This window comes from Duganella sp. AC237 (genome assembly GCF_979254035.1).
Genome location: NZ_CEEDEW010000003.1, coordinates 6928034 through 6949617, shown reverse-complemented (window position 1 = coordinate 6949617; position 21584 = coordinate 6928034). Strand labels below are relative to the sequence as shown.

Annotated in this window: 22 protein-coding genes and 1 tRNA gene; 8 read left to right on the top strand and 15 right to left on the bottom strand. The window is 62.6% G+C overall.

Going from position 1 to position 21584, the window contains the following annotated elements:
* Positions 1–34 precede the first annotated feature (34 nt).
* Positions 35–394, top strand: a complete 360-nt coding sequence (locus AC0IYS_RS30690; protein WP_315221254.1) for a DUF1428 domain-containing protein — start codon at positions 35–37, stop codon at positions 392–394.
* On the opposite strand, the gene AC0IYS_RS30685 is transcribed toward AC0IYS_RS30690, so the two are convergent.
* Genes AC0IYS_RS30685 through AC0IYS_RS30675 form a run of 3 tightly spaced genes read right to left on the bottom strand, consistent with a single transcriptional unit; the run spans position 391 to position 3713 of the window.
* Positions 391–2343, bottom strand: a complete 1953-nt coding sequence (locus AC0IYS_RS30685) for a chorismate-binding protein (protein ID WP_471708741.1) — start codon at positions 2341–2343, stop codon at positions 391–393. The two genes, AC0IYS_RS30690 and AC0IYS_RS30685, sit on opposite strands and share 4 nt — an antisense overlap.
* A 6-nt stretch (positions 2344–2349) precedes the next feature.
* Positions 2350–2925: a nucleoid occlusion factor SlmA gene (gene slmA / locus AC0IYS_RS30680; RefSeq protein ID WP_471708740.1), complete on the bottom strand. Its 576-nt coding sequence runs from the start codon at positions 2923–2925 to the stop codon at positions 2350–2352.
* A gap of 35 nt (positions 2926–2960) precedes the next feature.
* Complete coding sequence (locus AC0IYS_RS30675; protein ID WP_471708739.1) at positions 2961–3713, bottom strand: HAD-IA family hydrolase; 753 nt, start codon at positions 3711–3713, stop codon at positions 2961–2963.
* Here AC0IYS_RS30675 and AC0IYS_RS30670 point away from each other — a divergent pair.
* Complete coding sequence (locus AC0IYS_RS30670; protein ID WP_471708738.1) at positions 3712–4617, top strand: TraB/GumN family protein; 906 nt, start codon at positions 3712–3714, stop codon at positions 4615–4617. The two genes, AC0IYS_RS30675 and AC0IYS_RS30670, sit on opposite strands and share 2 nt — an antisense overlap.
* A 37-nt stretch (positions 4618–4654) precedes the next feature.
* Here AC0IYS_RS30670 and AC0IYS_RS30665 read toward each other — a convergent pair.
* Together AC0IYS_RS30665 and argB are read right to left on the bottom strand one after the other, a co-directional pair.
* Positions 4655–4729, bottom strand: a tRNA-Thr gene (locus AC0IYS_RS30665).
* 54 nt (positions 4730–4783) lie between these two features.
* Positions 4784–5677, bottom strand: coding sequence for an acetylglutamate kinase (gene argB, locus AC0IYS_RS30660; protein ID WP_090324085.1), 894 nt, complete (start codon positions 5675–5677; stop codon positions 4784–4786).
* A gap of 174 nt (positions 5678–5851) precedes the next feature.
* On the opposite strand from argB, the gene AC0IYS_RS30655 reads away from it, so the two are divergent.
* Entirely contained in the window at positions 5852–6067 is a 216-nt protein-coding gene (locus AC0IYS_RS30655; protein ID WP_471708737.1) for a cysteine-rich CWC family protein, read from the top strand.
* A gap of 102 nt (positions 6068–6169) precedes the next feature.
* Here AC0IYS_RS30655 and AC0IYS_RS30650 read toward each other — a convergent pair whose 3' ends face one another.
* Both AC0IYS_RS30650 and AC0IYS_RS30645 read right to left on the bottom strand, forming a co-directional pair.
* Complete coding sequence (locus AC0IYS_RS30650) at positions 6170–7498, bottom strand: extracellular catalytic domain type 1 short-chain-length polyhydroxyalkanoate depolymerase (RefSeq protein WP_471708736.1); 1329 nt, start codon at positions 7496–7498, stop codon at positions 6170–6172.
* Positions 7499–7507: 9 nt separating this feature from the next.
* Positions 7508–7921, bottom strand: a complete 414-nt coding sequence (locus tag AC0IYS_RS30645; protein WP_209721480.1) for a CopG family transcriptional regulator — start codon at positions 7919–7921, stop codon at positions 7508–7510.
* An 86-nt stretch (positions 7922–8007) separates the two neighbouring features.
* Between AC0IYS_RS30645 and AC0IYS_RS30640 the strand changes: the two genes are divergently transcribed.
* The 4 genes from AC0IYS_RS30640 (at position 8008) to AC0IYS_RS30625 (ending at position 11542) form a co-directional block, all read left to right on the top strand.
* Positions 8008–8250 carry a DUF1289 domain-containing protein gene (locus AC0IYS_RS30640; protein WP_471708735.1) on the top strand — a complete coding sequence of 81 codons (243 nt, stop codon included), beginning with the start codon at positions 8008–8010 and terminating at the stop codon, positions 8248–8250.
* Positions 8247–9155 carry an MBL fold metallo-hydrolase gene (locus AC0IYS_RS30635; RefSeq protein WP_471708734.1) on the top strand — a complete coding sequence of 303 codons (909 nt, stop codon included), beginning with the start codon at positions 8247–8249 and terminating at the stop codon, positions 9153–9155. The genes AC0IYS_RS30640 and AC0IYS_RS30635 overlap by 4 nt, the downstream gene beginning before the upstream one ends.
* A gap of 132 nt (positions 9156–9287) precedes the next feature.
* Positions 9288–10241 (top strand): NAD(P)H-dependent flavin oxidoreductase, encoded by a 954-nt coding sequence (locus AC0IYS_RS30630; protein ID WP_471708733.1) that lies wholly within the window; start codon positions 9288–9290, stop codon positions 10239–10241.
* Positions 10242–10324: 83 nt separating this feature from the next.
* A complete protein-coding gene (locus AC0IYS_RS30625; RefSeq protein ID WP_471708732.1) occupies positions 10325–11542 on the top strand; it encodes a tetratricopeptide repeat protein in 1218 nt (405 codons plus the stop codon).
* Here AC0IYS_RS30625 and AC0IYS_RS30620 read toward each other — a convergent pair whose 3' ends face one another.
* From AC0IYS_RS30620 to AC0IYS_RS30585, 8 genes are all read right to left on the bottom strand, one after another.
* Positions 11543–12115 (bottom strand): hypoxanthine-guanine phosphoribosyltransferase, encoded by a 573-nt coding sequence (locus AC0IYS_RS30620; RefSeq protein WP_471708730.1) that lies wholly within the window; start codon positions 12113–12115, stop codon positions 11543–11545.
* Between the two features lie 102 nt (positions 12116–12217).
* Positions 12218–13471 (bottom strand): phenylacetate--CoA ligase family protein, encoded by a 1254-nt coding sequence (locus AC0IYS_RS30615; RefSeq protein ID WP_471708728.1) that lies wholly within the window; start codon positions 13469–13471, stop codon positions 12218–12220.
* Positions 13472–13518: 47 nt separating this feature from the next.
* Entirely contained in the window at positions 13519–14322 is an 804-nt protein-coding gene (locus tag AC0IYS_RS30610) for an ABC transporter ATP-binding protein (RefSeq protein ID WP_471708727.1), read from the bottom strand.
* On the bottom strand, positions 14319–15629 hold the full coding sequence (locus tag AC0IYS_RS30605; protein WP_471708726.1) for an ABC transporter substrate-binding protein: 1311 nt from the start codon (positions 15627–15629) through the stop codon (positions 14319–14321). The genes AC0IYS_RS30610 and AC0IYS_RS30605 overlap by 4 nt, the downstream gene beginning before the upstream one ends.
* A gap of 51 nt (positions 15630–15680) precedes the next feature.
* The gene (locus AC0IYS_RS30600; protein WP_471708725.1) at positions 15681–16739 is read right to left on the bottom strand and encodes a branched-chain amino acid ABC transporter permease; all 1059 of its coding nucleotides are present in this window, start codon (positions 16737–16739) and stop codon (positions 15681–15683) included.
* A 23-nt stretch (positions 16740–16762) separates the two neighbouring features.
* Positions 16763–17659 (bottom strand): branched-chain amino acid ABC transporter permease, encoded by an 897-nt coding sequence (locus AC0IYS_RS30595; protein ID WP_471708958.1) that lies wholly within the window; start codon positions 17657–17659, stop codon positions 16763–16765.
* Between the two features lie 2 nt (positions 17660–17661).
* Positions 17662–18495, bottom strand: coding sequence for an ABC transporter ATP-binding protein (locus AC0IYS_RS30590; RefSeq protein WP_471708724.1), 834 nt, complete (start codon positions 18493–18495; stop codon positions 17662–17664).
* Positions 18486–20456, bottom strand: coding sequence for an AMP-binding protein (locus AC0IYS_RS30585; RefSeq protein WP_471708957.1), 1971 nt, complete (start codon positions 20454–20456; stop codon positions 18486–18488). The genes AC0IYS_RS30590 and AC0IYS_RS30585 overlap by 10 nt, the downstream gene beginning before the upstream one ends.
* Before the next feature lie 124 nt (positions 20457–20580).
* Between AC0IYS_RS30585 and AC0IYS_RS30580 the strand changes: the two genes are divergently transcribed.
* Positions 20581–21267 (top strand): Crp/Fnr family transcriptional regulator, encoded by a 687-nt coding sequence (locus AC0IYS_RS30580; protein WP_471708723.1) that lies wholly within the window; start codon positions 20581–20583, stop codon positions 21265–21267.
* The last annotated feature ends 317 nt before the right edge of the window (positions 21268–21584 follow it).

Below are 21584 nucleotides of genomic sequence, written 5' to 3'. Positions count from 1 at the left end.
ATCTGGTTGTTCACCCGATAACCAGGAGACAGTCATGGCATATGTCGATGGATTTGTGATTCCGGTACCGAAAGAGAACATCGAAGCGTACAAAAAAATGTCGTTGGCCTGCGGCGCGGTCTGGAAGGAATACGGCGCGCTGGAGTTCCGTGAAACCATCGGAGACGATGTCCCGCCCGGCAAGGTCACCTCGTTTCCGATGAGTGTGGACCTGAAGGAAAACGAAGTGGTGGCGTTTTCCTGGATCGTCTACGAATCGCGTGCCAAGCGCGACGAAATCAACGAAAAAGTCATGAAAGACCCGCGCCTGGCCGAGTTCATGGACCCCAAGAGCATGCCCTTCGACGGCAAGCGCATGATCTACGGCGGCTTCGAGATGATCGTCGACCTTTAAAGTGTCGCCTTCACCGCGCCGCGCAGGGCATTGCAGACGACGATGTCCTGCGCGCGCTCCAGCATTTCTCGAGTGACGACCGCCTCGCTGGCATTCCATTCCGGATCGTCGAGCAGCACGCCGCGCATCACGCCGGGCAGCACGCCGCAGGGCAGCGCAGGCGTCAGCCAGCGGCCGTCGACGCGCACGAAGACGCTGCTGCGTCCACCCTCGGTCAGCTCGCCGCGCTCGTTGAAAAACAGCGTGTCGAACGCGCCTCGCGTCTCGGCGTCGCGCCAGGCGTCGTCGTAGCGGGTGCGGATGCTGGTTTTATGGCGCAGGAATACGTCGCCGGAGGCGGTGGCGTCGTCGGCCAGCAGCACGCGCACCGGTTGCGTCAATGGCGCCAGCGGTGCGTGCTGCACCGAGAACGCACCCGATGAACCCAGCGCCAATCGCAGGCGGTATGCCGCGCCGGCCGCCGGCGGCTGAAGCACGTCGTCCGCCAGCATGTGGCAGGCGGTGTCCAGGTAGGCGTTGGCCGCCGCCTCGTCCCACGCATAGCCGAAGTAGGCGGCCGACGCGGCCAGGCGCTTGAGGTGACGCGCACGATGGCGCACGCCGCCCTGTGGCGTCGCATACATCGTCTCGAAGATTTCGAAGTCGTTTTTCAGGCCGGTGAGGAAGCGCGCCTTCAACTGGCACTCGGCGTACTCCCCGGCGGCGTCGCTGTCGAAGACGATGCCGGCGCCGACGCCCATTTCGCCCCGGCGCACGCCGTCGATGCCGTCCGGCGCGCCCAGCGCCAGGGTGCGGATCGGCACCGACATGCAGAAGTCGCCGACCTTGCCTTCCTTGTCTGGATCGAACCAGCCGATGGCGCCCGTGTAGATGCCGCGCGGGTCCGGTTCCAGCTCGCCGATGATTTCCATCGTGCGGCGCTTGGGCGCGCCAGTGATCGAGCCGCATGGATAGAGCGCGTCGAAGATGTCGGCCAAGGTGGCATCGTCGCGCAGTTCGGCGGTGACGGTCGACGTCATTTGCAGCACGCTGCTGTAGCGGTGCACCTCGAACAACGCCGGTACCTTCACGCTGCCGGTGCGGGCGATGCGGCCGATGTCGTTGCGCAGCAGGTCGACGATCATCAGGTTCTCGGCGCGGTTCTTCGGATCGGCCGCCAGCACGGTGGCGCGCAGGATGTTCTCGGCCGCCTGGGCCGGCGGCGCGGCCGGCGCGGTGCCCTTCATCGGCCGCGCCGTCAGCACGCCGTCCTGGTGGCGCACGAACAGTTCCGGCGACAGCGACAGGATGGCCGAGCCGTCCTCCAGCCCGACCAGCGCGCCGTAGGGCACCGGCTGGCGCCCGCGCAGGCGCGCGTACAGCGCGTGGATGCCGCCGAAGGCGTCGAAGCGCAAGCGGTAGGTGTAGTTGACCTGGTAGGTGTCGCCGGCCTCAATGTAGTCGTGGATGCGCGCCAGCGCGGCGTCGAAGGCTTGGCGGTCGATGTTGGGGCGGATGTTGGCGATGCCGGCCGGCCGGTCGATCGGGAACGAGCGCGCGGCCAGCCAGTCGCCCACTTCGGCGCTGGTCAGCGACGCGCAATCCTTGAACAACAGGATTTGCGCCAGCGGCGCGCCGGCGGGCGGGGTGGTGCCGATATCGAGCAGCGCCGCGCCCAGCTCATAGGCGCACAGCGCAACCGCGTACTCGCTGCGCTTCAGCGCCGCGCGCATCTGCTCGAGCACTTGCGGCCATTGGCCGATGTCGTCGCAGCGCAGCGTGCCCAGATGGCCGGTGTACAGGCGCGAACGCGGACCATCGCCGTGCGCGCCCCCTGCGTTTAGCGATGCGCCCGAGTCACCACTTAAGGGTCGTACCCCATGCGGGGTACGACCCTGCTCGGCGGTGCGGGTTTCAAATCCGCTACTCGGACTGGCGTCGTCCAGCAGTGCGAAACATTCAGCGTTCATTTCCATCTACGATAACAGCAGCGCGATTTGCAGCGGGGCGTCCTGCGACGGGTTGTTCTTGAATCCACTCTTGGCATAACGGTGCCAGCGGCCGATGACAAAACTGGTCAGCATGCCGGCGCGGGCCTGCACTTCGCTCTCGTGCGCCTGCCCCTCCGCCACCGACTGCCGCAACGCCTGTTTGAGCGCCAGGTCGACGCGGTCGTAGAACTGGTTCATGCGCAGCTGCAGGCGTTCGTCCTCGTTGACCAGCGCCTCGCCGATCAGCACCCGCGTCATGCCCGGATTCTGGCTGGCGAATTGCAGCAGCATGCCGACGATGTCGCGCGCCTGCGTCAGGCCGTCGGCCTGGCGTTCGGCGATCTGGTTGATCAGGCCGAAAACGGTGGACTCGATGAATTCGATCAGCCCCTCGAACATCTGCGCCTTGCTGGCGAAGTGCCGGTACAGCGCGGCCTCGGAAAACGCGAGCTTGCGCGCCAGCGCGGCCGTGGTGATCTTGTCGCCCTTGGGCTGTTCCAGCATCTCCGCCAGCGCTCGGAGGATTTCAAGGCGGCGCTGGCCCGGCGGTGTGCTTGCCATGTGATCTCGCGGATAGGTGTCGAAAAAGAGGGGAATCAGCGCAGATGATGCAGGCGTGCCGGCAGATTCCTGACAGATTTTACTTTGACATCGACATAAGCGGGGCGAATTAACCTTTTTTGGGGATGCGCCAGGCCGGCGGTGTCGCCAATGGTCAGGTACTGGGTGATCCACGCGGTGCGCATGCCGAGCGCGTGGGCGCTGCGCAGATTGGCCAAGGTGTCCTCGACCAGGATGCAGCGCTCGGGCGTGAGGCGGTGGCGGCGCATCAGGTTACGCAGCATCAGCTTGGACGGCTTGGGGCGCATCTGCCGGTGCACCGTCATCGATTCGACCGAGACGTGATGGCCGAATTCGCGGTGCAGGCCCAGATGGCGCAGCACCTGCGTCGAATAGCGGTGCGGCGCGTTGGTCAGCAGGATTTTGCGCCCGGGCAGGCGGCGCATCAGCTGGCGCAGTCCGCGCTCGGCGCGGATCATCTCCGTCATCTCGGCGATCGTGTGGGTCTCGTGCAGGAAATGGGCCGGAATGACGCCGTGATGCTTGACCAGTCCCAGTATCGTTGCGCCGTACCTGCGCCAGTAGCTGGTGCGCGCGGCGTTGACGATATCCTCGCTGGCCGGCGTGACGCCGTCTCCCAGCACGCGGGCGATATAGACGTTCATGTTCGCCATGATCGCGGGGAAGATGGCGTGGGAGGCGTTGTGTAGCGTGTTATCGAGATCGAACAACCACACGGGCGGGTTACGAGTAATATTCACGGGAGACCAATCAACAAAGGAAGCCATGCGACGCCAGATTATAGTGATGTTCTGCAGTTTGTTCTGCTTTGCCCTCGGTCCCACTTGGGCAGCGGACCCTGGACAGGCGCCCAACCGCGGCGCGCTGTTCAAGGTGCGCAGCGGCGAACATGCGCTATACCTGTTCGGCACCATCCACGTCGGCTCCAGGGACTTCTATCCGCTCGAGCCGCGCGTGGCCGGCGCGTTGAAGCAGGCGCCCGTGCTGGCGCTGGAAATCGATCCGCTGGGCGATCCGCAAAAACTGGCGCGGGCGGTGCAGAAGTATGGCCTGGTCGGCCCCGGCGCGGCGGCGCCGTCGTTGTTGCCGGAATGGCGGCGCCGGCTCGACGCGCTGCTCAAGCAGTACAAGATCGAGCCGGAGACCGTGGCGGCGATGAAGCCATGGCTGCTCGCCAGCCTGCTGACGGTGAGCGAATTCGCCAGCCAGGGTTACGACGCCGCGCAGGCGGTCGACGCGCACTTGGCCAGACAGGCGCACGACCGTGGCCAGAAAGTCATCGAGCTGGAATCGCCCGAGGGCCAAATGGGCTTGTTCGGCAATCTTTCGCCGGCCGAGCAGTTGCTGTTCCTGCAGGAGACCATCGCCGGCATCGAGGACAAGGAACAGGCCAGGCAGGCGCGCGAGATCGCCGAGGCCTGGCGCAACGCCGACATCAAGGCGCTGGACGCGCTGGCGGCCCAGGCGGAGCGCGACGACACCTTCTCCGGCCGCTTCGTGCAGAAGGTGCTGCTGGACGGACGCAATCCGGCGCTGGCCGACAGCATGGTCAAGCTGATGGCGCGTGAAAACAACAGCGTTGCGGCGATCGGCGTGCTGCATTTGATCGGCAAGGGAAGCGTGCCGGAACTGCTGCGCCAACGCGGCATGACGGTGGAGCGGATTTATTGAAGAGTTAAGGACAAGCGGGGGAGGGTGCTGCGGGAGATGGTGCCCTTTACGTGGATTGAACACGTGGCCTCTCCCTTACCAAGGGAGTGCTCTACCACTGAGCTAAAAGGGCGTACTGGTATGACGATGCACTCAAAAACGCGGCTAAAAGTGCATCGCCGTTTTTTCAGTGAGACCGGATCATAGTTCCAAATGCCTGTTCGGTCAACACCTCGAGCAATAAAGAGTGTTCAATTCGCCCATCGATGATGTGAACCGTATTGACGCCGGACTTCGCAGCGTCCAGCGCTGATGAAATTTTAGGCAGCATGCCGCCCGAAATCGTCCCGTCGGCGAACATCTCGTCGATCTCGCGCGCCGACAGGTCGGTCACCAGGTTGCCCTGTTTGTCCTGAACGCCGGCGATGTTGGTCATCATGATCAGCTTTTCGGCCTTCAGGATTTCGGCGATTTTGCCGGCGACGACGTCGGCGTTGATGTTGTACGCCTGGCCATCCTGGCCGAAGCCGATCGGCGAAATGATCGGGATGAAGGCGTCGTCCTGCAGCGCCTTGACGACGGCCGGGTTGATCGCGTCGATCTCGCCGACGAAGCCGATGTCGAGGAATTGGCCTGGATTTTCCTTGTCCGGCATCGCCATCTTCTTGGCGCGGATCAGGCCACCGTCCTTGCCGGTCAGGCCCACGGCCTGGCCGCCGTAGTGATTAATCAACATCACGATGTCCTGCTGGACTTCGCCGCCGAGCACCCACTCCACCACTTCCATGGTTTCTTCGTCGGTGATGCGCATGCCCTGCACGAAGGTGCCCTGCTTGCCGATTTTTTTCAACGCGTTGTCGATTTGCGGACCGCCGCCGTGCACCACGACCGGATTCATGCCCACCAGTTTGAGCAAAATGACATCACGGGCGAAGCCGTGCTTCAGGCGCTCGTCGGTCATCGCATTGCCGCCGTATTTGATGACAATGGTCTTGCCATGGAAATTGCGGATGTAGGGCAGGGCCTCGGCCAGAATCTGTGCCTTGATCTGCGGCGACACCGCGGTCAAGTCGTCATTCATGCCTAAGTTAAGGTTAGTCAGTTGGGTCATGGCGAGTCCGGTTAAAAATTTTGTGCAATTTTACAGCCTGTGGCTGCGATCGCTGCGATCAGTTACGCATTATAGGGCTATCCGGTTGTATTTTCCGAGATCATCCGATACGCTGGACCGCATGACCAGCCAACTTGCCGCCATATGAGTACCTGCTCGCGTTGCGGCGCCGACTTCTCGTGCGCCATGGTGGACGCCGATCCCGCCACGGCGGCGCAGCCCTGCTGGTGCACCTATCTGCCGGCGGCGTTGCCGGTGCCGTCGGCGCCGGGCGCCAGTTGCTGGTGCCCGGATTGCCTGAAACAGCATATCGCCGACACGGAACCGAACCAGACCCCGGAGGCACGTAGGGAGGATTAGGCGAAGCCGTAATCCGCCATGCATGCGTCGCCGACGGCTCGATGGCGGATTACGCTGCGCTAATCCGCCCTACGTCTCTCCAGACCTCATCCCGGACGAGGCCTAGCTCACCGTGCGGAAAAAACGCACCATCTCACGGCTGGCGTCCGGCCCCTTGGCGTCGGTGTAGGTGCCGTGGGAGCTGCCGCCCGACCATGCGTGGCCGGCGCCATGCACCACCCAATGTTCGCCCAGCGGCGAGCCGTCGGCCTTGGTGTGCGTCGTCTGCGTGTAGCGATAGCCATTCGGCACGCTGCCCGACTGGATCGACGGCGCGCCCTTGTGGCTGTGCAGGCTCTGCTCGATCACCTGCTCGCCGTTGCGCGGGTTGACGGTGGTGTCGCTATCGCCGTGGAACACGATGATCGGCTGCGAGCCATTGCCGGCCTTGCGCGAGCTGCTGGCGCCGCGCTTCATGGCGCTCAGCGCCGACGGCAAATCCTGCGCCGAGGCGAACGGCAGGCCCGAATGCACGCCCACCGCCGCGAACAGCTCGGGGTACAGGGTGCCGACGATGACGGCCATCGCGCCGCCGGCCGACAGTCCGGCCACATACACCTGGCGCTCGTTGACCGGATATTCGTCGATGATCTGCTGCGCGATGCCGGCGATGATGGACGGCTCGCCCTGGCCATGCTGCTGGTCGATGGCGTTGAACCAGTTCCAGCACTTCGAGTGGTTGGCGCCGGACGTTTGCTCCGGATAGGCGACGAAGCAGCCCATTTCCTCGGCCACCTGGTTCATTTGCGTGCCGGCGGCGAAATCGTCGGGGTTCTGCGTGCAGCCGTGCAGCATGACCAGCAGCGGCATGGCCTGGCCGGTGTAGGTCGACGGCACATACAACTTGTAATTGCGGCTGCCGGCGTGGTTGGCGTAGCTGCCGCTGATGAACTTCGCGCCTTCCGGCAGCGGCGCGGCCTGGGTGGGATTCATGAACGAACCCATGTCCATGCCGAAGTTGGACTGCAGATCCATGGACTGCAAATCGATCTTGATGCCCATCCGGTTCAACATGTCCTGCGCGTACTCTGTTGGATTGGTGGCGGGATTGGGCATGCTGGCCGGCGTGGCCTGCTGCGGCGGTTCAGTCGCAGCTTGGGCGGCCGGTTTCGCCGCCGATTCGGCGTGAACGCGGGCGCTGTCGGCGGCCGGTTGCGGCGCCGAACGCGGCGCCACGTATTCCGGCGGCGGATTAATGTCACGCATATGCGGTTGCGACGACGGCTGGGGCGCCGACGGCGATGCCGGTTGCGGCCCGGCGGCGCGTTGCTGCTGCTGCTTTTGCTGCAGTTCGATCATGCTTTCCATGGCTTTTTGCACGGCGGCCGTGGCGCCCTTGTTAATGAGCTTTTGTGCGGCACTGCGCACGCTCGACATAAACGGTAATTTCATAGTTGTCCTTTAGTGGATTCGTTGGGCTAACGCGGTTTTGATCACCGCGCTGGCGTGGAGCGAACCTAATACAAAAATCGAATCGATGGTCGCCAGTGCCAGTTCGACCGAAACGTCGCTGGCGATGCTGGCCAAACCAAGTACCTGTATCTGCAGCCGCTGGCCGGCCGCCTGCACCGCCTCAAGATCCGAGCGGGTGTAATGTTGCATTCCGAGCACCAGGCTTTTGCGCGCCACCGTTTGCTTCACCACGTCGGCGTGCTCGTTTAACTGATTGCGGATCGCCGTCCGGATCAAATCGGTGCGGTTGGAGTAAAACCCCTCCTGCACCAGCAAATCGATCTGCCCGAGGTCGATGGGACCGAGGTTGATCGTGATCTTTTCCGACTCGGCGGTCTTCAGTTTTAGTTCTTGCTTAGCCATACATCTCCATCTGGTTACCATCTACATGGATGGTAGTATAGGCTTCGCGTTCCCCAAGTCAAGCGCATTCGGTCCATAATGGCGCCATGAGTGATCCAACTAACTTAGCCCTTCCGGGCGCTGCTCCCGAGCTCGCCTCCCCCGTCCCGTCGCCCTGCGTCAGCCTGTGCAAGATGGACGCCGAGCGCCGTTATTGCATGGGATGCCTGCGCACCATCGAGGAAATCGTCAACTGGTCCAAGGCGGACGACAACTACAAGCGGGGCGTCTGGGCCGAAATCCGCCGGCGCGAGCTGACGGTGAATTTCGACGACGATTTCGCGGAATGATCGCGCTGCCGGCCTCGATCCAGGTGTTCGAGCGGGGCTGGCTGTCCTCCAACAACGTGCTGTTGTTGGGACGCGACGACACGGCCCTAATCGACACTGGCTACCTGACCCACGCGCCGCAAACGCTGGCGTTGGTGCGGCACGCCCTGCAAGGCCGGCATCTCGACCTGGTGCTCAACACCCACCTGCATTCGGACCATTGCGGCGGCAACGCCGCGCTGCAGGCGCATTACGGCAGCCGGATCGCGATTCCGGTCGCCGAGGCGGACAAGGTGCGGGACTGGGATGTCGACGCGCTCAGTTTCAAGGCCACGGGCCAGCGCTGCGAGCGATTCACCTTCGACACCACCATCGCGCCGGGCGACGTGCTGGCCTTGGGCGGCATGGAGTGGCAGGCGCTGGGCGCGCCGGGGCACGATCCGCATTCGCTGATTTTTTACTGTCCGCAGGAGCGCGTGCTGGTGTCGGCAGACGCGCTGTGGGAGAACGGCTTCGGCGTGATTTTCCCGGAGCTCGAAGGCGAATCCGGTTTCGCGGAGGAGCGGGCCACGCTCGATGTGATCGCGGGACTGGATGTGCGGCTGGTGATTCCGGGGCACGGCCGGCCGTTCAGCGATGTGGAGGGCGCGCTGGCGCGGGCCAGATCGCGCCTGGCGTATCTGGAGGCGGACCCCGTGCGCAACGCGCAGAACGCCATCAAGGTTCTGCTGAAGTTCTTGCTGCTGGAGCGGCAGCGGATAGCGTTGAGCGAGGTGCCGGCGCTGCTGCTGGCGATGCCGGTATTCGAAGCGGCCAATGCGCGATTTTTGAAGGAGACGCCGGAAGCGCTGGGAACATGGGCGATAAAACAGCTAGTAAGGAGCCTGGCGGCCCGCATCGAAGGTGAGCACTTACTCAACGAGTGAGCTGCTACCGGGCCGCCGCCATCCGGTGCAAACTCTAGAGCAATCCACCTATTTTTGGCACGATCGTACTATTTCCGGCTTATAATCCTCCGAGACCTTACACTCCGATCAACTTACGTCAGCGAGTTTGCCATGGCCCTGCCTGCAGCGTTGCAAAATCTTTCACTCCCAGTAATCGCCTCCCCGATGTTCATCGCCAGCGGTCCCGCGCTGGTGGCGGCGCAGTGCAAGGCCGGCATCGTCGGCTCTTTCCCGGCGCTGAACGCCCGCCCGGCGGAAATGCTCGACGTCTGGCTGACCGACCTGCAAAAGGAACTGGCCGATTACCAGATCGCCAATCCGGACAAGCGCGTGGGCCCGATCGCCGTCAACCAGATCGTCCACCAGTCGAACGACCGACTGGCGCATGACGTCGAAGTCTGCGTCAAGCACCAGGTTCCGATCATCATCTCGTCGCTGCGCGCGCCGCCGAAGGAAATGCTGGACGCGATCCACAGCTACGGCGGCATCGTCATGCACGACATCGTATCGATCCGCCACGCCGAAAAAGCGCTGGAAGCCGGCGTCGATGGCCTGATCCTGGTCGCCAGCGGCGCCGGCGGCCATGCCGGCACCTTGTCGCCGTTCGCGCTGGTGGGTGAAGTGCGCAAGTTCTTCAAAGGCCCGATCGCCCTGTCCGGCGCGATCGCCACCGGCGACGCTATTTTGGCGGCGCAGGCGATGGGCGCCGACTTCGCGTACATCGGTTCGCGCTGGCTCGCGACCAAGGAATCGAATGTCAGCGACGACTACCGCGACGCCATCGTCGAATCGTCGGCCGCCGACATCGTCTATTCGAGCCTGTTCACGGGCGTGCATGGCAACTACCTGAAGAAATCCATCATCAACGCCGGCCTCGATCCGGACGCGCTGCCGCAGGCCGACAAGAGCTCGATGAACTTCGGCTCCAGCAGTGCCAAGGCATGGCGCGACATCTGGGGCGCCGGCCAGGGCGTGGGCTTGATGGACGATGTGCCGACCACCGCGGAAATGGTCGCGCGGCTGAAAGCCGAATACGACGCGGCCCGCGCACGCCTGGCACTGTAACAAACCCCTGGGCGCAGCAGCGTAGGGCATGGTCTAGCGAAAGCACTTATAATTAATTCAACCTTGCGAAAAAAATGGATTGAATGATGAATAAAGTGCGCGCGCTGTCGCTGTCCCTCTCCATGTCTTTTTCGTTGCTGTGCTTCGCGCCTACGGCCACCGCGCAAATACCCATCAACGACGCTGCCGCCGCGCTGGTCAAGCAAGGCGACATGCAGCTGTCCCAGCGCAAGCCCGGGGAGGCATTGCGCAGCTTTGAAGCGGCCGTGAAGGCGGATGCGACATCCTCCGTGCCCTTGTCGCGGCTGGCAAACGCAATCTACGTTTTATCGATAGTGCAACCCGACGCCGAGAAAAAATCCCAATGGCGCGCGCAGTCGGAGGCCGTCGCGCGGCAGGCGTTGAAGCTTGAACCGCCCGATCCGATTGCGCAGGAGGTGCTGCGCATGCTCTCCGAGGAAAAGCCGGCACCGTTGCACGTGCCGACCGAGCAGGCGTCAAACCTGAAGCGTGAAGCCGAACAGCTGTTCATCGCCGGAAAACTGGACGAGGCGCGCGAAAAATACCTGCAGGCGGCGCAGGCCGACCCGTTGTATTCCACCGCCTGGATTTACGCCGGCGATTGCTACTTCGCGCAGAAAAAATATGCCGAGGCCGAGGAGCTTTTCCGCAAGGGGGTGACGATCGAGCCGTTGAATAGCCAGGGCTGGCGCTTCCTGTCCGACGCGCTGGCGTACCAGGGCAAGCGCGCGGCCGCCGAGGAGGCGCTGTTCAACGGGATCGCCGCGCAACCGAGCCAGATGCCCAACTGGGGCAAGCTGGCACACATGCGCGCGGCGGCCGGCACGCCGCTGAAGCCCTTGGGTTTGGTGCGCAAGGTCGGCGTGACGCTTGACCCGGCAACCGGCAAGCCGTCGGTCCAACTCGATTCCACTTTCAGCGGCGCGCCGGGCGAGCAGAAAACAGCCGATGGCGGGGCGTGGCTGATGCTGGGCATGAGCGAGGCGGCCATCCGCGTTAAAAATCGCGAGGACAATATCGCCAGCACGCCGTTCGCCATCGAGCTGGCGTCATGGGAGGGGGCGATGAAGGCGGCCAGCGAAATCGAGGCCAAGGGCGGCGAAGCGCTCACCGATCCAGGCTTGATCGCCATGCAGACATTGGCCAAGGCCGATCAGCTGGAGGCGGGCCTTCTGATCTTGCGGTACAAGGAATCCTACCGCCCCGAGTTCGAGGCGTGGAAGAAGGCGCATCCCAACGGTATTCGCAAATTCGTCGATACGTGGGGGCTGCAGCCCTAGTTACTGCTTCTCGGTCTGGATCGCCCACAGACCCGGCAAATTACGCCAGTAGCCGTATGCGTCCATGCCGAATCCGACCACGAAGCGGTTCGGGATCGTGATGCCGACGATGTCCGCCTTGACCGGCTTGGGCTTGCCGATCGCCTTGTCGGCGAAGACGGCCAGCACCACTTCGGCCGCGCCCATGTCCAGCAGGCGCTGTTTGACGTGGGCCAGCGTTTCGCCTTCGTCCAGGATATCGTCCAACACGATGACGACGCGGCCGGCCACGTTCGAACGCGGCACCACTTTCCACACCACTTGTCCGCCCTGGTCGTCGTCGCCGTAGCGGCTGACGTGGATGTAGTCGAATTCGAGCGGGAACGTCAGCTGCGGCAGCAGGTTGCCGGTGAAGACCACCGCGCCGCCCATCACGCCCAGCACCAGCGGGAATTCCTCGCTGTCGGCCTGGTTGAAGCGGGCGTTGAGGGTGTCCGCCATCGCGGTGACGGCGCCGTCGACGGTCTCTTTATTGAACAGTTCTTCCGCGTTCTCCAGCAGGGCGCGGGCGCGGTTGTGGTGGAAGTCTTGCATGGTCTTCTTCGGCTTTTAAAAACATGTTGAAGAACGATATTATCCGCCATATCACCGTGCGCCGCTCACCGTTGCTATCCCGCCACAGGATTTGCCTTGGCCCTACGTGTAATCCCTTACGTCGTCGATCACTTTGCCGTCGCCGGGCAAGCTGCCGATGGCGGCGAAGCGCACCTCGCCGCGTAGTTTGGTGAGCTCGCGGATCGATTCGACGATGGCCGCGTCGCTGGCGGTGGCGGGATCGGCCACCTCGCAGTGCAAGGTCATCACGTCCTGCGCCATGCGGCCGGAGACCACCAGCCGCGCCTTGACGATTTCCGGATGGCGGCGCGTCACTTCATGCACCTGCGACGGATGGACGAACATCGCGCGCACCTTGGTGGTCTGGTCGGCGCGGCCCATCCAGCCCTTGATGCGAGTGTTGGTGCGGCCGCACGGCGAATCGGGCACGCCGGTCAACACCGCCGACAGATCGCCGGTGGCGAAGCGAATCAGTGGATAGTCCGGATTGAAAACGGTGACCACCACCTCGCCGATTTCGCCGGCGGCCACCGGATCGCCGCTGCCGGGACGGACGATTTCCAGGATCACGTCTTCATCGAGCACCATGCCGGGGTGGCGCACGTCGCCGCTGCGCGTTTCGAAGGCGATGCTGCCGATATCGGCGGAGGCGTAGGTTTGCAGCACATGCGGCACGCCGTTGTCGGCGAACCACTCGCGCAGCGATTCGGGCAGCGCCTCGGCGCCCATCAGCGCCTTGGTCATGCTGCTGATGTCGGCCCCCATTTCCTGCGCCTTCTCGATGATGATCTTCAGGAAGGAAGGCGTGCCGACGTAGGTGTCCGGCCGCAGTTCGCTGATCGCCTGCACCTGCATCTCGGTCTGGCCGCTGCCCGCCGGGATGACGGTGCAGCCGATGCGCGCGGCGCCGCCTTCGACCATGAAAGCCGCCGGCGTGAAATGATAGGAGAAGCAGTTTTGCAGCAAACCGCCGGGACGCACGCCGGCCGCGTACATGGGACGGGCAAAGCGCCACCAGTCCTTGCCTTTGCCTTCGGGGTCGAAGATCGGCCCGGGCGACATGTACAGGCGTGCCAGCTGTCCGACCGGCGTCGTATTCAGGCCGCCGAACGGAGGCTGGAGTTTTTGCAGCGCGTGCAGTTCGGATTTGCGCGTCACCGGCAAAGTCGCCAGCGCGGCGCGGCTGGTGATGTCGGCCGCGTTCACGTCCCGCAGGATGCGCGACCAGCCGGCGGCAGCCTTTGCGCGCGCGACCAGTTGCGGCAGGCGCGCCATCAGTTCGCGCTCGCGTTGTTCGGGCGGGCGTACTTCCAGGCTGTCCAGGGTATCCGTCATGATTGCCGTCCTCCGATCTCTTGATTGATATTCATGCGCGAGGGTCCTCAGGCCAGCCAGCGTTTGCGGCGGCGGTAAAATTTCATGTCGCGGAAGCTCTTGCGGCCCGCGCCGGACACGCCGAGGTAGAACTCCTTGACGTCCTCGTTGCTGGCCAGGTCGGCGGCCGCACCCTCCATCACCACGCGGCCGTTTTCCAGGATGTAACCGAAATCGGCGTAGCGCAGGGCGATGCTGGTGTTCTGCTCGGCGAGCAGGAAGGAGACGTTCTCCTTGCCGTTCAAGTCCTTCACGATGCCGAATATCTCGTCGACGATTTGCGGCGCGATGCCCATCGACGGCTCGTCCAGCAAAATCATCGACGGCTTGGCCATCAGCGCCCGGCCGATCGCGCACATCTGCTGCTCGCCGCCGGAGGTGTAGCCGGCCTGGCTGGTGCGGCGCTCCTTCAATCGCGGGAAGTAGTGGTATACCTTGTCCAGCGATTCCTTGAGCTCCGCGCGCGACAGGCTGCGCGTGTAGGCGCCGGTCAGCAGGTTTTCCTCGATGGTCAGGTGGCCGAAGCAGTGGCGGCCCTCCATCACCTGCGACAGGCCGCGCTTGACCAGTTCATTGGGCGTGAGCTGGTCGACGCGTTCGCCCTTGAACTGCACGTCGCCTTTGGTGACGTCGCCGCGCTCTCCGCGCAGCAAGGTGGAAATGGTCTTCAAGGTGGTGGATTTGCCGGCGCCGTTGGCCCCCAGCAGCGCGACGATTTTCCCTTGCGGGACCTGTAGCGACACGCCCTTCAGCACCAGGATCACATGGTCGTAGATCACTTCCACGTTGTTGACGGAGAGGTAGGGCGTCATTTTGCGCAGGCCGGGGTAATTTTTTTCTCGGCCGCATAGGCTGCGGAGCTTTCTTCCAACAGCTTGCGGGTCAGCGCCTTGTCGCCCACCACCCAGTTAGGCGTGATGGCGTTCCATTTTTTGCCGTCCCATTGCTGGACCTTCACCGCGCCGGAGCCCTCATGATCGTCGCAGCTGGTCTTCACCACCGGTAGCATGCCGAGCGCGCCGATAGCCTTCTGACGCGCTTCGTCGACGTTGAGGTTCTCCAGACCCCAGCGCATTTGCTCGCCGGTGACCGCTTTGCCTTTGCCGAACTTCTCCTGCGCGGTGCGCATCGCCTCCACCCAAAGGATGGCCGCGCTGACGCCGCGCATGTGGTACACGGAGCCGATGCGGTTGCGGTCCGCCAGATTACCCTTGCCGGCTTCGTAGAGTTTTTTTCTGATGTCGTCCATCACCGGGTAGTTGCCAGGGGTGTTGAAGGTCATCGCGCTGTAGCCCTTGGCGGCGTCGCCGGCCGGCACGGTGTCTTCTTCCGACCCCGCCCACCACACCCCGAGCATTTTCTCGCGCGGGAAGCCGTTGCGCTGCGCGGTCTTGATCGCCACCGCGTTCATCGAACCCCAGCCCCACAGGATCACGTGGTCCGGCTTGGCCTGGCGGATCTGCAGCCATTGCGACTGCTGCTCGCTGCCCGGCGGCGTGACGGGGATTTTGATCAGTTCAAAGCCATACTGCTTGGACAGCGCCTCCAGCACCGGCAACGGCTCCTTGCCGAATGCCGAGTCGTGGTACAGGTGGACGATCTTTTTGCCTTTGAGTTTGTCCATGCCGCCGTTTTTGTCGCCCAGGTACTTGATCATGCCGGCGGCCTGGTTCCAGTAGCTGGTGATGAGCGGGAAGACGTAGGGGAAGACCTTGCCGTTGGCGGCGTCGGAACGGCCGTAGCCGATCATCGTCATCGGGATTTTATCGGTCGGCAGGCGGTCGAGCACACCGTAGGCGACGCCGGTGGACAGCGGTTCGACCAGAGTCGCTCCGCCGTTCTTGGTTTTCAGCCGCTCGTAGCATTCGACGCCGCGCGACGGGTTGTATTCGGTTTCGCATTCCTCCCAGCCGATCTTGACGCCATTGATGCCGCCCGCCAGGTTGACAAGGTTGAAGTAGTCGATGATGCCGCCATAAAAACCGGAACCGCCCGCCGCGTAAGGGCCGACGCGGTAGGAGGGAAGGGCGACGTACTGTCCGGCGGCCTGCTGCGCCAGCGCGGGCGCGATGGTTGCGACAAGTGCGGCGCCAATTACAAACGATGCCATGATTTTCATTGTTGTCTCCTCTTGGGTATTACGCTGGAAGGTTGCATCCAATTGCTGCGTTCAGTGCGGGAAGGGCCACAGACGCAGTTTCTCTTTACCGATTTGCCACAAACGCGCCAGGCCGTGCGGCTCGACGATCAGGAAAAATATGATCAAGGCGCCGAACACCATCAACTCCAGGTTGGACGCCACGCTGTTCGGCAGCGACAGGCTGTGTGCCAAAATATTGAGCAGCACCGGCAGCAGCACGATGAAGGCCGCACCCAGGAAGGATCCCAGTATCGAGCCGACGCCGCCGATAATGATCATGAAAAGGATGCGGAACGACAGATCGAGGTTGTAGGCCTCCGGTTCCACGGTGCCGAGGTAGGCGAAGGCATACAGCGCGCCGGCCACGCCGCAATAGAAGGAGCTGACCGCGAACGCCAGCAGCTTGGTGCGCATCAGCCGGAAGCCGATGACCTCCGCCGCCACGTCCATGTCGCGCACCGCCATCCAGGAGCGGCCGACGTTGGAGCGCACCATATTCTTGGCCAGCAGCGCCATGACCGCCACCACGCCCAGCACCAGCAGGTATTTGCGGTCCGGCGTGTCGAACTGGTAGCCGAGGATGACGATTTTCTGCGCGGTGATGACGCCGGACGCGCTGTAATTGGTCAGGTAGGGGATCTTGGTCAGGCACCAGATCACGAAGAACTGCGTAGCCAGCGTCGACGCGGCCAGGTAGAAACCGCGTATGCGCAGCGACGGCAGGCCGAAGGCGATTCCCACCGCCGCAGCGCTCAAGCCCCCGAGGACAAACGCCACCAGCACCGGAATGCCTGGAATGCGGGAGACGAAGTTATACGAGGCGAAGGCGCCCACCGCCATGAAAGCGGCGGTGCCGAGCGAGAGCTGGCCCGCGTAGCCGGTCAGGATGTTCAACCCGAGCGCGGCGAGCGAGAAAATCAAAAACGGAATCAGGATCGCCGACAGTGCGTAGGGTGACGCCACCAGCGGCACCACCACGATGGCGACGATCAGCAGCGCGAGCATCGCTACGCGGTCCTGCAGAATAGGGAAGATCTGGCTGTCGGCCTGATAGCTGGTCTTGAATTGTCCTGCTTCGCGGTAGAGCATGTTCGCCTCTTAAAATTCGCCTCTTAAATTCTGCGGATGATTTTTTCGCCGAACAGCCCTTCCGGCCGCACCAGCAGGAACATCAGCGCCAGCACGTACGGGAACCAGCCTTCGATACCCCCGCCGACCAGCGGGCCGATATACACCTCGGCCAGTTTTTCCGACGCGCCGATAATCAGGCCGCCGACGATCGCGCCCGGCATCGACGTGAAGCCACCGAGGATCAGCACCGGCAGCGCCTTCAGCGCCACGAAGGTCAGCGCGAACTGCACGCCATTGCGCGCGCCCCACAGCAGGCCGGCCACCAGCGCGACCACGCCGGCCACCGCCCACAGTACCGCCCAGATGCGTTGCAATGGAATGCCCACCGCGAGCGCGGCCTGGTGATCGTCTGCGACGGCGCGCAGCGCGCGGCCCACCTTGGTCTTGGAGAACAGCAGCGCCAGGGAGGTGACCAGGATGCCGCACACCGCCGCCGCCATGATGTCGAACTGCGACACCAGCAAATTGAAGTTCTCCATCAGGTACTCCGATGGCACGTCCTCGATCGGCAGTTCCAGCTTGTGCACCTGATTGCCCCACATTAGCTGCGCCAGCCCTTCGATGAAGAAGGCCAGTCCGATGGTGGCCATGAACAGCGTGATCTCGGGCTGGTTGACCAGCGGCCGCAGGACCACCCGCTCGATCGCTATCCCGAGCAGTATCATCACCACGATCGTCAGCGGGATCGCCACCCACAGCGACACGCCGAATTTATCCATGATGCCGACGCAAGTCAGCGCGGCGAAAAATACCATCGCCCCCTGCGCGAAGTTGAACACGCCGGACGCTTTGTAGATCAGCACAAAGCCGATCGCCACCAGCGCGTACATGACGCCGGACAGCAGGCCGCCGATCAGCACCTCGAAGAAGAAATTGATGTTCATGCGTGCGCGACTCCGAGGTAGGCGTTGATCACATCCTGATTGCCTCGCACCTCGTCCGGCGTGCCGTCGCCGATCTTGCGGCCGTAGTCGAGGACCACTACGCGGTCCGAGATATCCATCACCACCCCCATATCGTGTTCGATCAAGACAATGGTGGTGCCGAATTGGTCGTTGACGTCGAGGATGAAGCGGCACATATCCTGTTTCTCCTCGACGTTCATGCCGGCCATCGGCTCGTCCAGCAGCAGGATCTCCGGTTCGGCGGCCAGCGCGCGGCCCAGTTCCACGCGCTTTTGCAGGCCGTACGGCAGGCGTCCAACGGGCGTTTTGCGAATCGCCTGGATCTCCAGGAAGTCGATGATTTCCTCGGCCTTGACGCGGTGCGCGATTTCTTCACGTCGCGCCGGTCCCCAGTACAGCGCCTGCATCAGGAAGTTGGACTTCATCTTCAGGTTACGGCCGGTCATGATGTTGTCGAGGACCGTCATCCCCTTGAACAACGCGATATTCTGGAAGGTGCGCGCGATGCCCGCCTTGGCGGCGCTGTGGCAGTCCATATTCTTGCGGTGCTGGCCGCGAAAAACGATCTCCCCCTGCTGCGGGCGATAGACGCCGTTGATCACGTTCAGCATCGAGCTTTTGCCGGCGCCATTGGGGCCGATAATGGCGCGGATCTCGTGCTTTTTCACGTCGAAGGAGATATCCGTCAGCGCCTTCACGCCGCCGAACGACAGCGAGATGTTTTTCAGGTCGAGTATCACGTCGCCGATGACGCGGCGCCCGCTACTGATGTCTGCGCCGAAGTGGACGTCTGGTTCGTTCATCTGCATGGTCGCTCTCTCCGGCATGCCGCTGCTTGGACCGCAGGGAAGGTCTTGCAGCGTTCTATCTTCAGATCCGCCGCCACCAGGCCCGTTCGGCCATCTTCAAACTTCACCTGCGTCTCGATGTATTGAGACGTTTTGCCGCCGTAGAGGGCATCGATCAGCACCGCGTACTTCTCGGCGATGAATTTTCGCCGCACCTTGCGTGTCCGGGTCAACTCGTCGTCGTCCGGATCGAGCTCCTTGTGCAGCACCAGATAACGGTGGATTTGCGTGTCGCCCATCATCGGCTCGGCGGCCAGGTCGGCGTTGACCTGCTCGATGCAGTCGCGGATCAGGCCATAGACTTGCGGATGCGCCGCCAGGTCCGTGTAGCCGGAATAGGCGATGCCGCGCCGCTCGGCCCAGTTACCCACCGCCTCGATATCGATATTGATGAAGGCGCAGACCTCGTCGCGCTCATGGCCGAACGCCACCGCCTCTTTAATGAACGGGAAGAATTTGAGTTTGTTCTCGATGTAGTTCGGCGCGAAGATGGCGCCGCCATTCATTCTGCCCACATCGGCCGCGCGGTCGATGATTTTCAGATGGCCTTCGGGATCGAACAAGCCGGCGTCGCCGGTGTGGAAGTAGCCTTGCGCGTCGATCGCCTCGCGGGTGGCGTCGGCGCGCTTGTAATAGCAATCCATCAGGGTTGGCGATTTCACCAGCACCTCGCCGTTGTCGGCCAGTTTGACCTCCACGCCGGGCGCCGGCAGGCCGACGCTGTCGAATTTGATCTGGCCGTCCGGTTGCAGGCAAATGTAGGCGCAGGTTTCGGTCGAGCCGTAAAACTGCTTCAGATTGACGCCGATGGAGCGATAGAACCTGAACAGATCGGGTCCTATCGCGGCGCCGGCGGTGTAGGCGACCCGCACTCGCGACAATCCGAGCACGTTTTTCAGCGGCCCGTAGACCAGCACCCGTCCCAGCGCATACGACAGGCGGTCGGCCAGCGGCACTGCTTTACCATCCAAAATCGCCGCGCCGCTGCGGCGCGCCACCGCCATGAAGTAATGGAACATGGTGCGTTTGATGGCGCCCGCGTCCTCCATCCGTATCATCACGGTAGTGAGCATGTTTTCGAACACGCGCGGCGGGGCGAAGTAATAAGTAGGACCGATTTCGCGCATGTCGGTCATGACGGTGTCGCCGGATTCGGGGCAGTTGACGGTGAAACCGGCCGTCATCGCCTGCGCAAAGGAGAACAGGCAGTCGCCCACCCACGCCATCGGCAAGTAGGACAGGATGTCTTCGGCGTCGGTGAGGTTCTCGAAACCGACGCCGCCGGTGCCGGCCGCGATCAGCGCGGCGTGGGTCTGGCACACGCCTTTCGGCTTGCCGGTGGTGCCGGAGGTGTAGAGGATGATGGCGTTGTCGCCGCCCTGTCCGGCATCGACGGCGGCGTCGAACATGCCGGGATGGGCTTTGTCCCAGTCGCGCCCCAGCTCCTGCAGGCGGGCGAAGGACAGCAAACCTGGCTGGCGGTAGTGGCGCATGCCACGTTCGTCGTCGTAGGCGATATGGCGCACGTGCGGATACAACGTTTGCGATTCCATCAATTTGTCGACCTGTTCCTGGTCTTCGACGATGGCATAGTGGATCTCGGCGTTTTCCAGCACGTAGGCCATGTCGGCCGCCGGCGCGTCCTGGTACAGCGGCACCGGCACGCCGCCCAGGCATTGCGCGGCCAGCATCGCCCAATAAAGGCGCGGGCGGTTGTCGCCGATGATGGCCAGGTTCATACCGCGTTCGAACCCCAGCGCCGCCAGTCCGCAGGCCAGCGCGCGCACTTCGTCGTTCACCTGCGCCCAGTTCCAGCTTTGCCAGATGCCCAGGTGTTTTTCGCGGAACGCGGGCTTGCCGGGTCTGACCTGGCCGTGCGCGAGCAGGCGGCGAGGAAAAGTCTCTTGATTGTTTTGCACCAGTTGTCTCCGGTTGCTTTTCTTGTACTTGTGTACAGCTTCTTGTGTGATGATATTAGCCTGCCGCAAAGACCTGTGTTGTCGTTTCGATGACAATTGACCGACTTTTCTATGGTGCGACGCAATAATGTCTCCACATCAAATCTCCCTCAAAGATGCTTTGCGATCTGCAATTTGGGCGCAAAGCCTGACGCCCGAGCAAATGGCGCGCGTCGAAGCCGATACCTTTGAAACCTTCGTCCCCAAAGGCGGTTACGTTTGCCGCAAAGGGGATATGGTCGAGAATTGGCTCGGTATTATCGACGGCATGGTCAAGATGAATAACTTTTCGCGTTCCGGTAAAAGCGTGACATTTACGGGCGTGCCGGCCGGCGGCTGGTTTGGCGAAGGTTCGATATTAAAGAACGAGATACTTAAATATGATGCGATGGCGTTGCGCGACGCGCGCATCGCGCGCATGCCGGCTTCCACATTTATTTGGCTGCTGGATTCCAGTTTGCCGTTTACCAGGTTCCTGTTGATGCAATTGAATGAACGTCTCGGTCAATTTATTGGCATGGTGGAAAACGACAGGCTGCTTAACCCTGATACCCGCGTGGCCCGATGCCTTGCTTCGATGTTCAACTCCCACCTTTATCCAGGCCTGGAGAAATTGATCCAAATATCGCAAGAAGAATTGGGCCTTCTTTCGGGCGCATCGCGCCAGCGCGCGCATCAGGCTTTGCACCTGCTGGAGAAACAAGGCCTGCTGCGCGTCGACTATGGCGGCATCCGCATACTCGATCTGGAAGGCCTGCGTCGCTACGAAGCCTGAGTCCGCGTGCTGAAAATTGGCGAATACACGCCAATACTTGGCACGAATAGCCCGGCAATACGCTCCCGGGTCTGCTTTACGCGCTGGTCGGTACGGTTCCGGCATCGGCGCGGATTTACCGACGAAATAAAATCATTAAAACTTTCTATTAAAGACATTTCGTAGGGCGGATTACGCTACGCTAATCCGCCCTACGTGATTTAGATAGGCGCTTAATTAGTTGCATCAGGCGATGACAAGGCTCCAGGATCCCCTTCTTATCAATACGTAGCAGACTGGCGCTGCTTCCACAAGGCCCGCAGATTGGTGGAAGTATT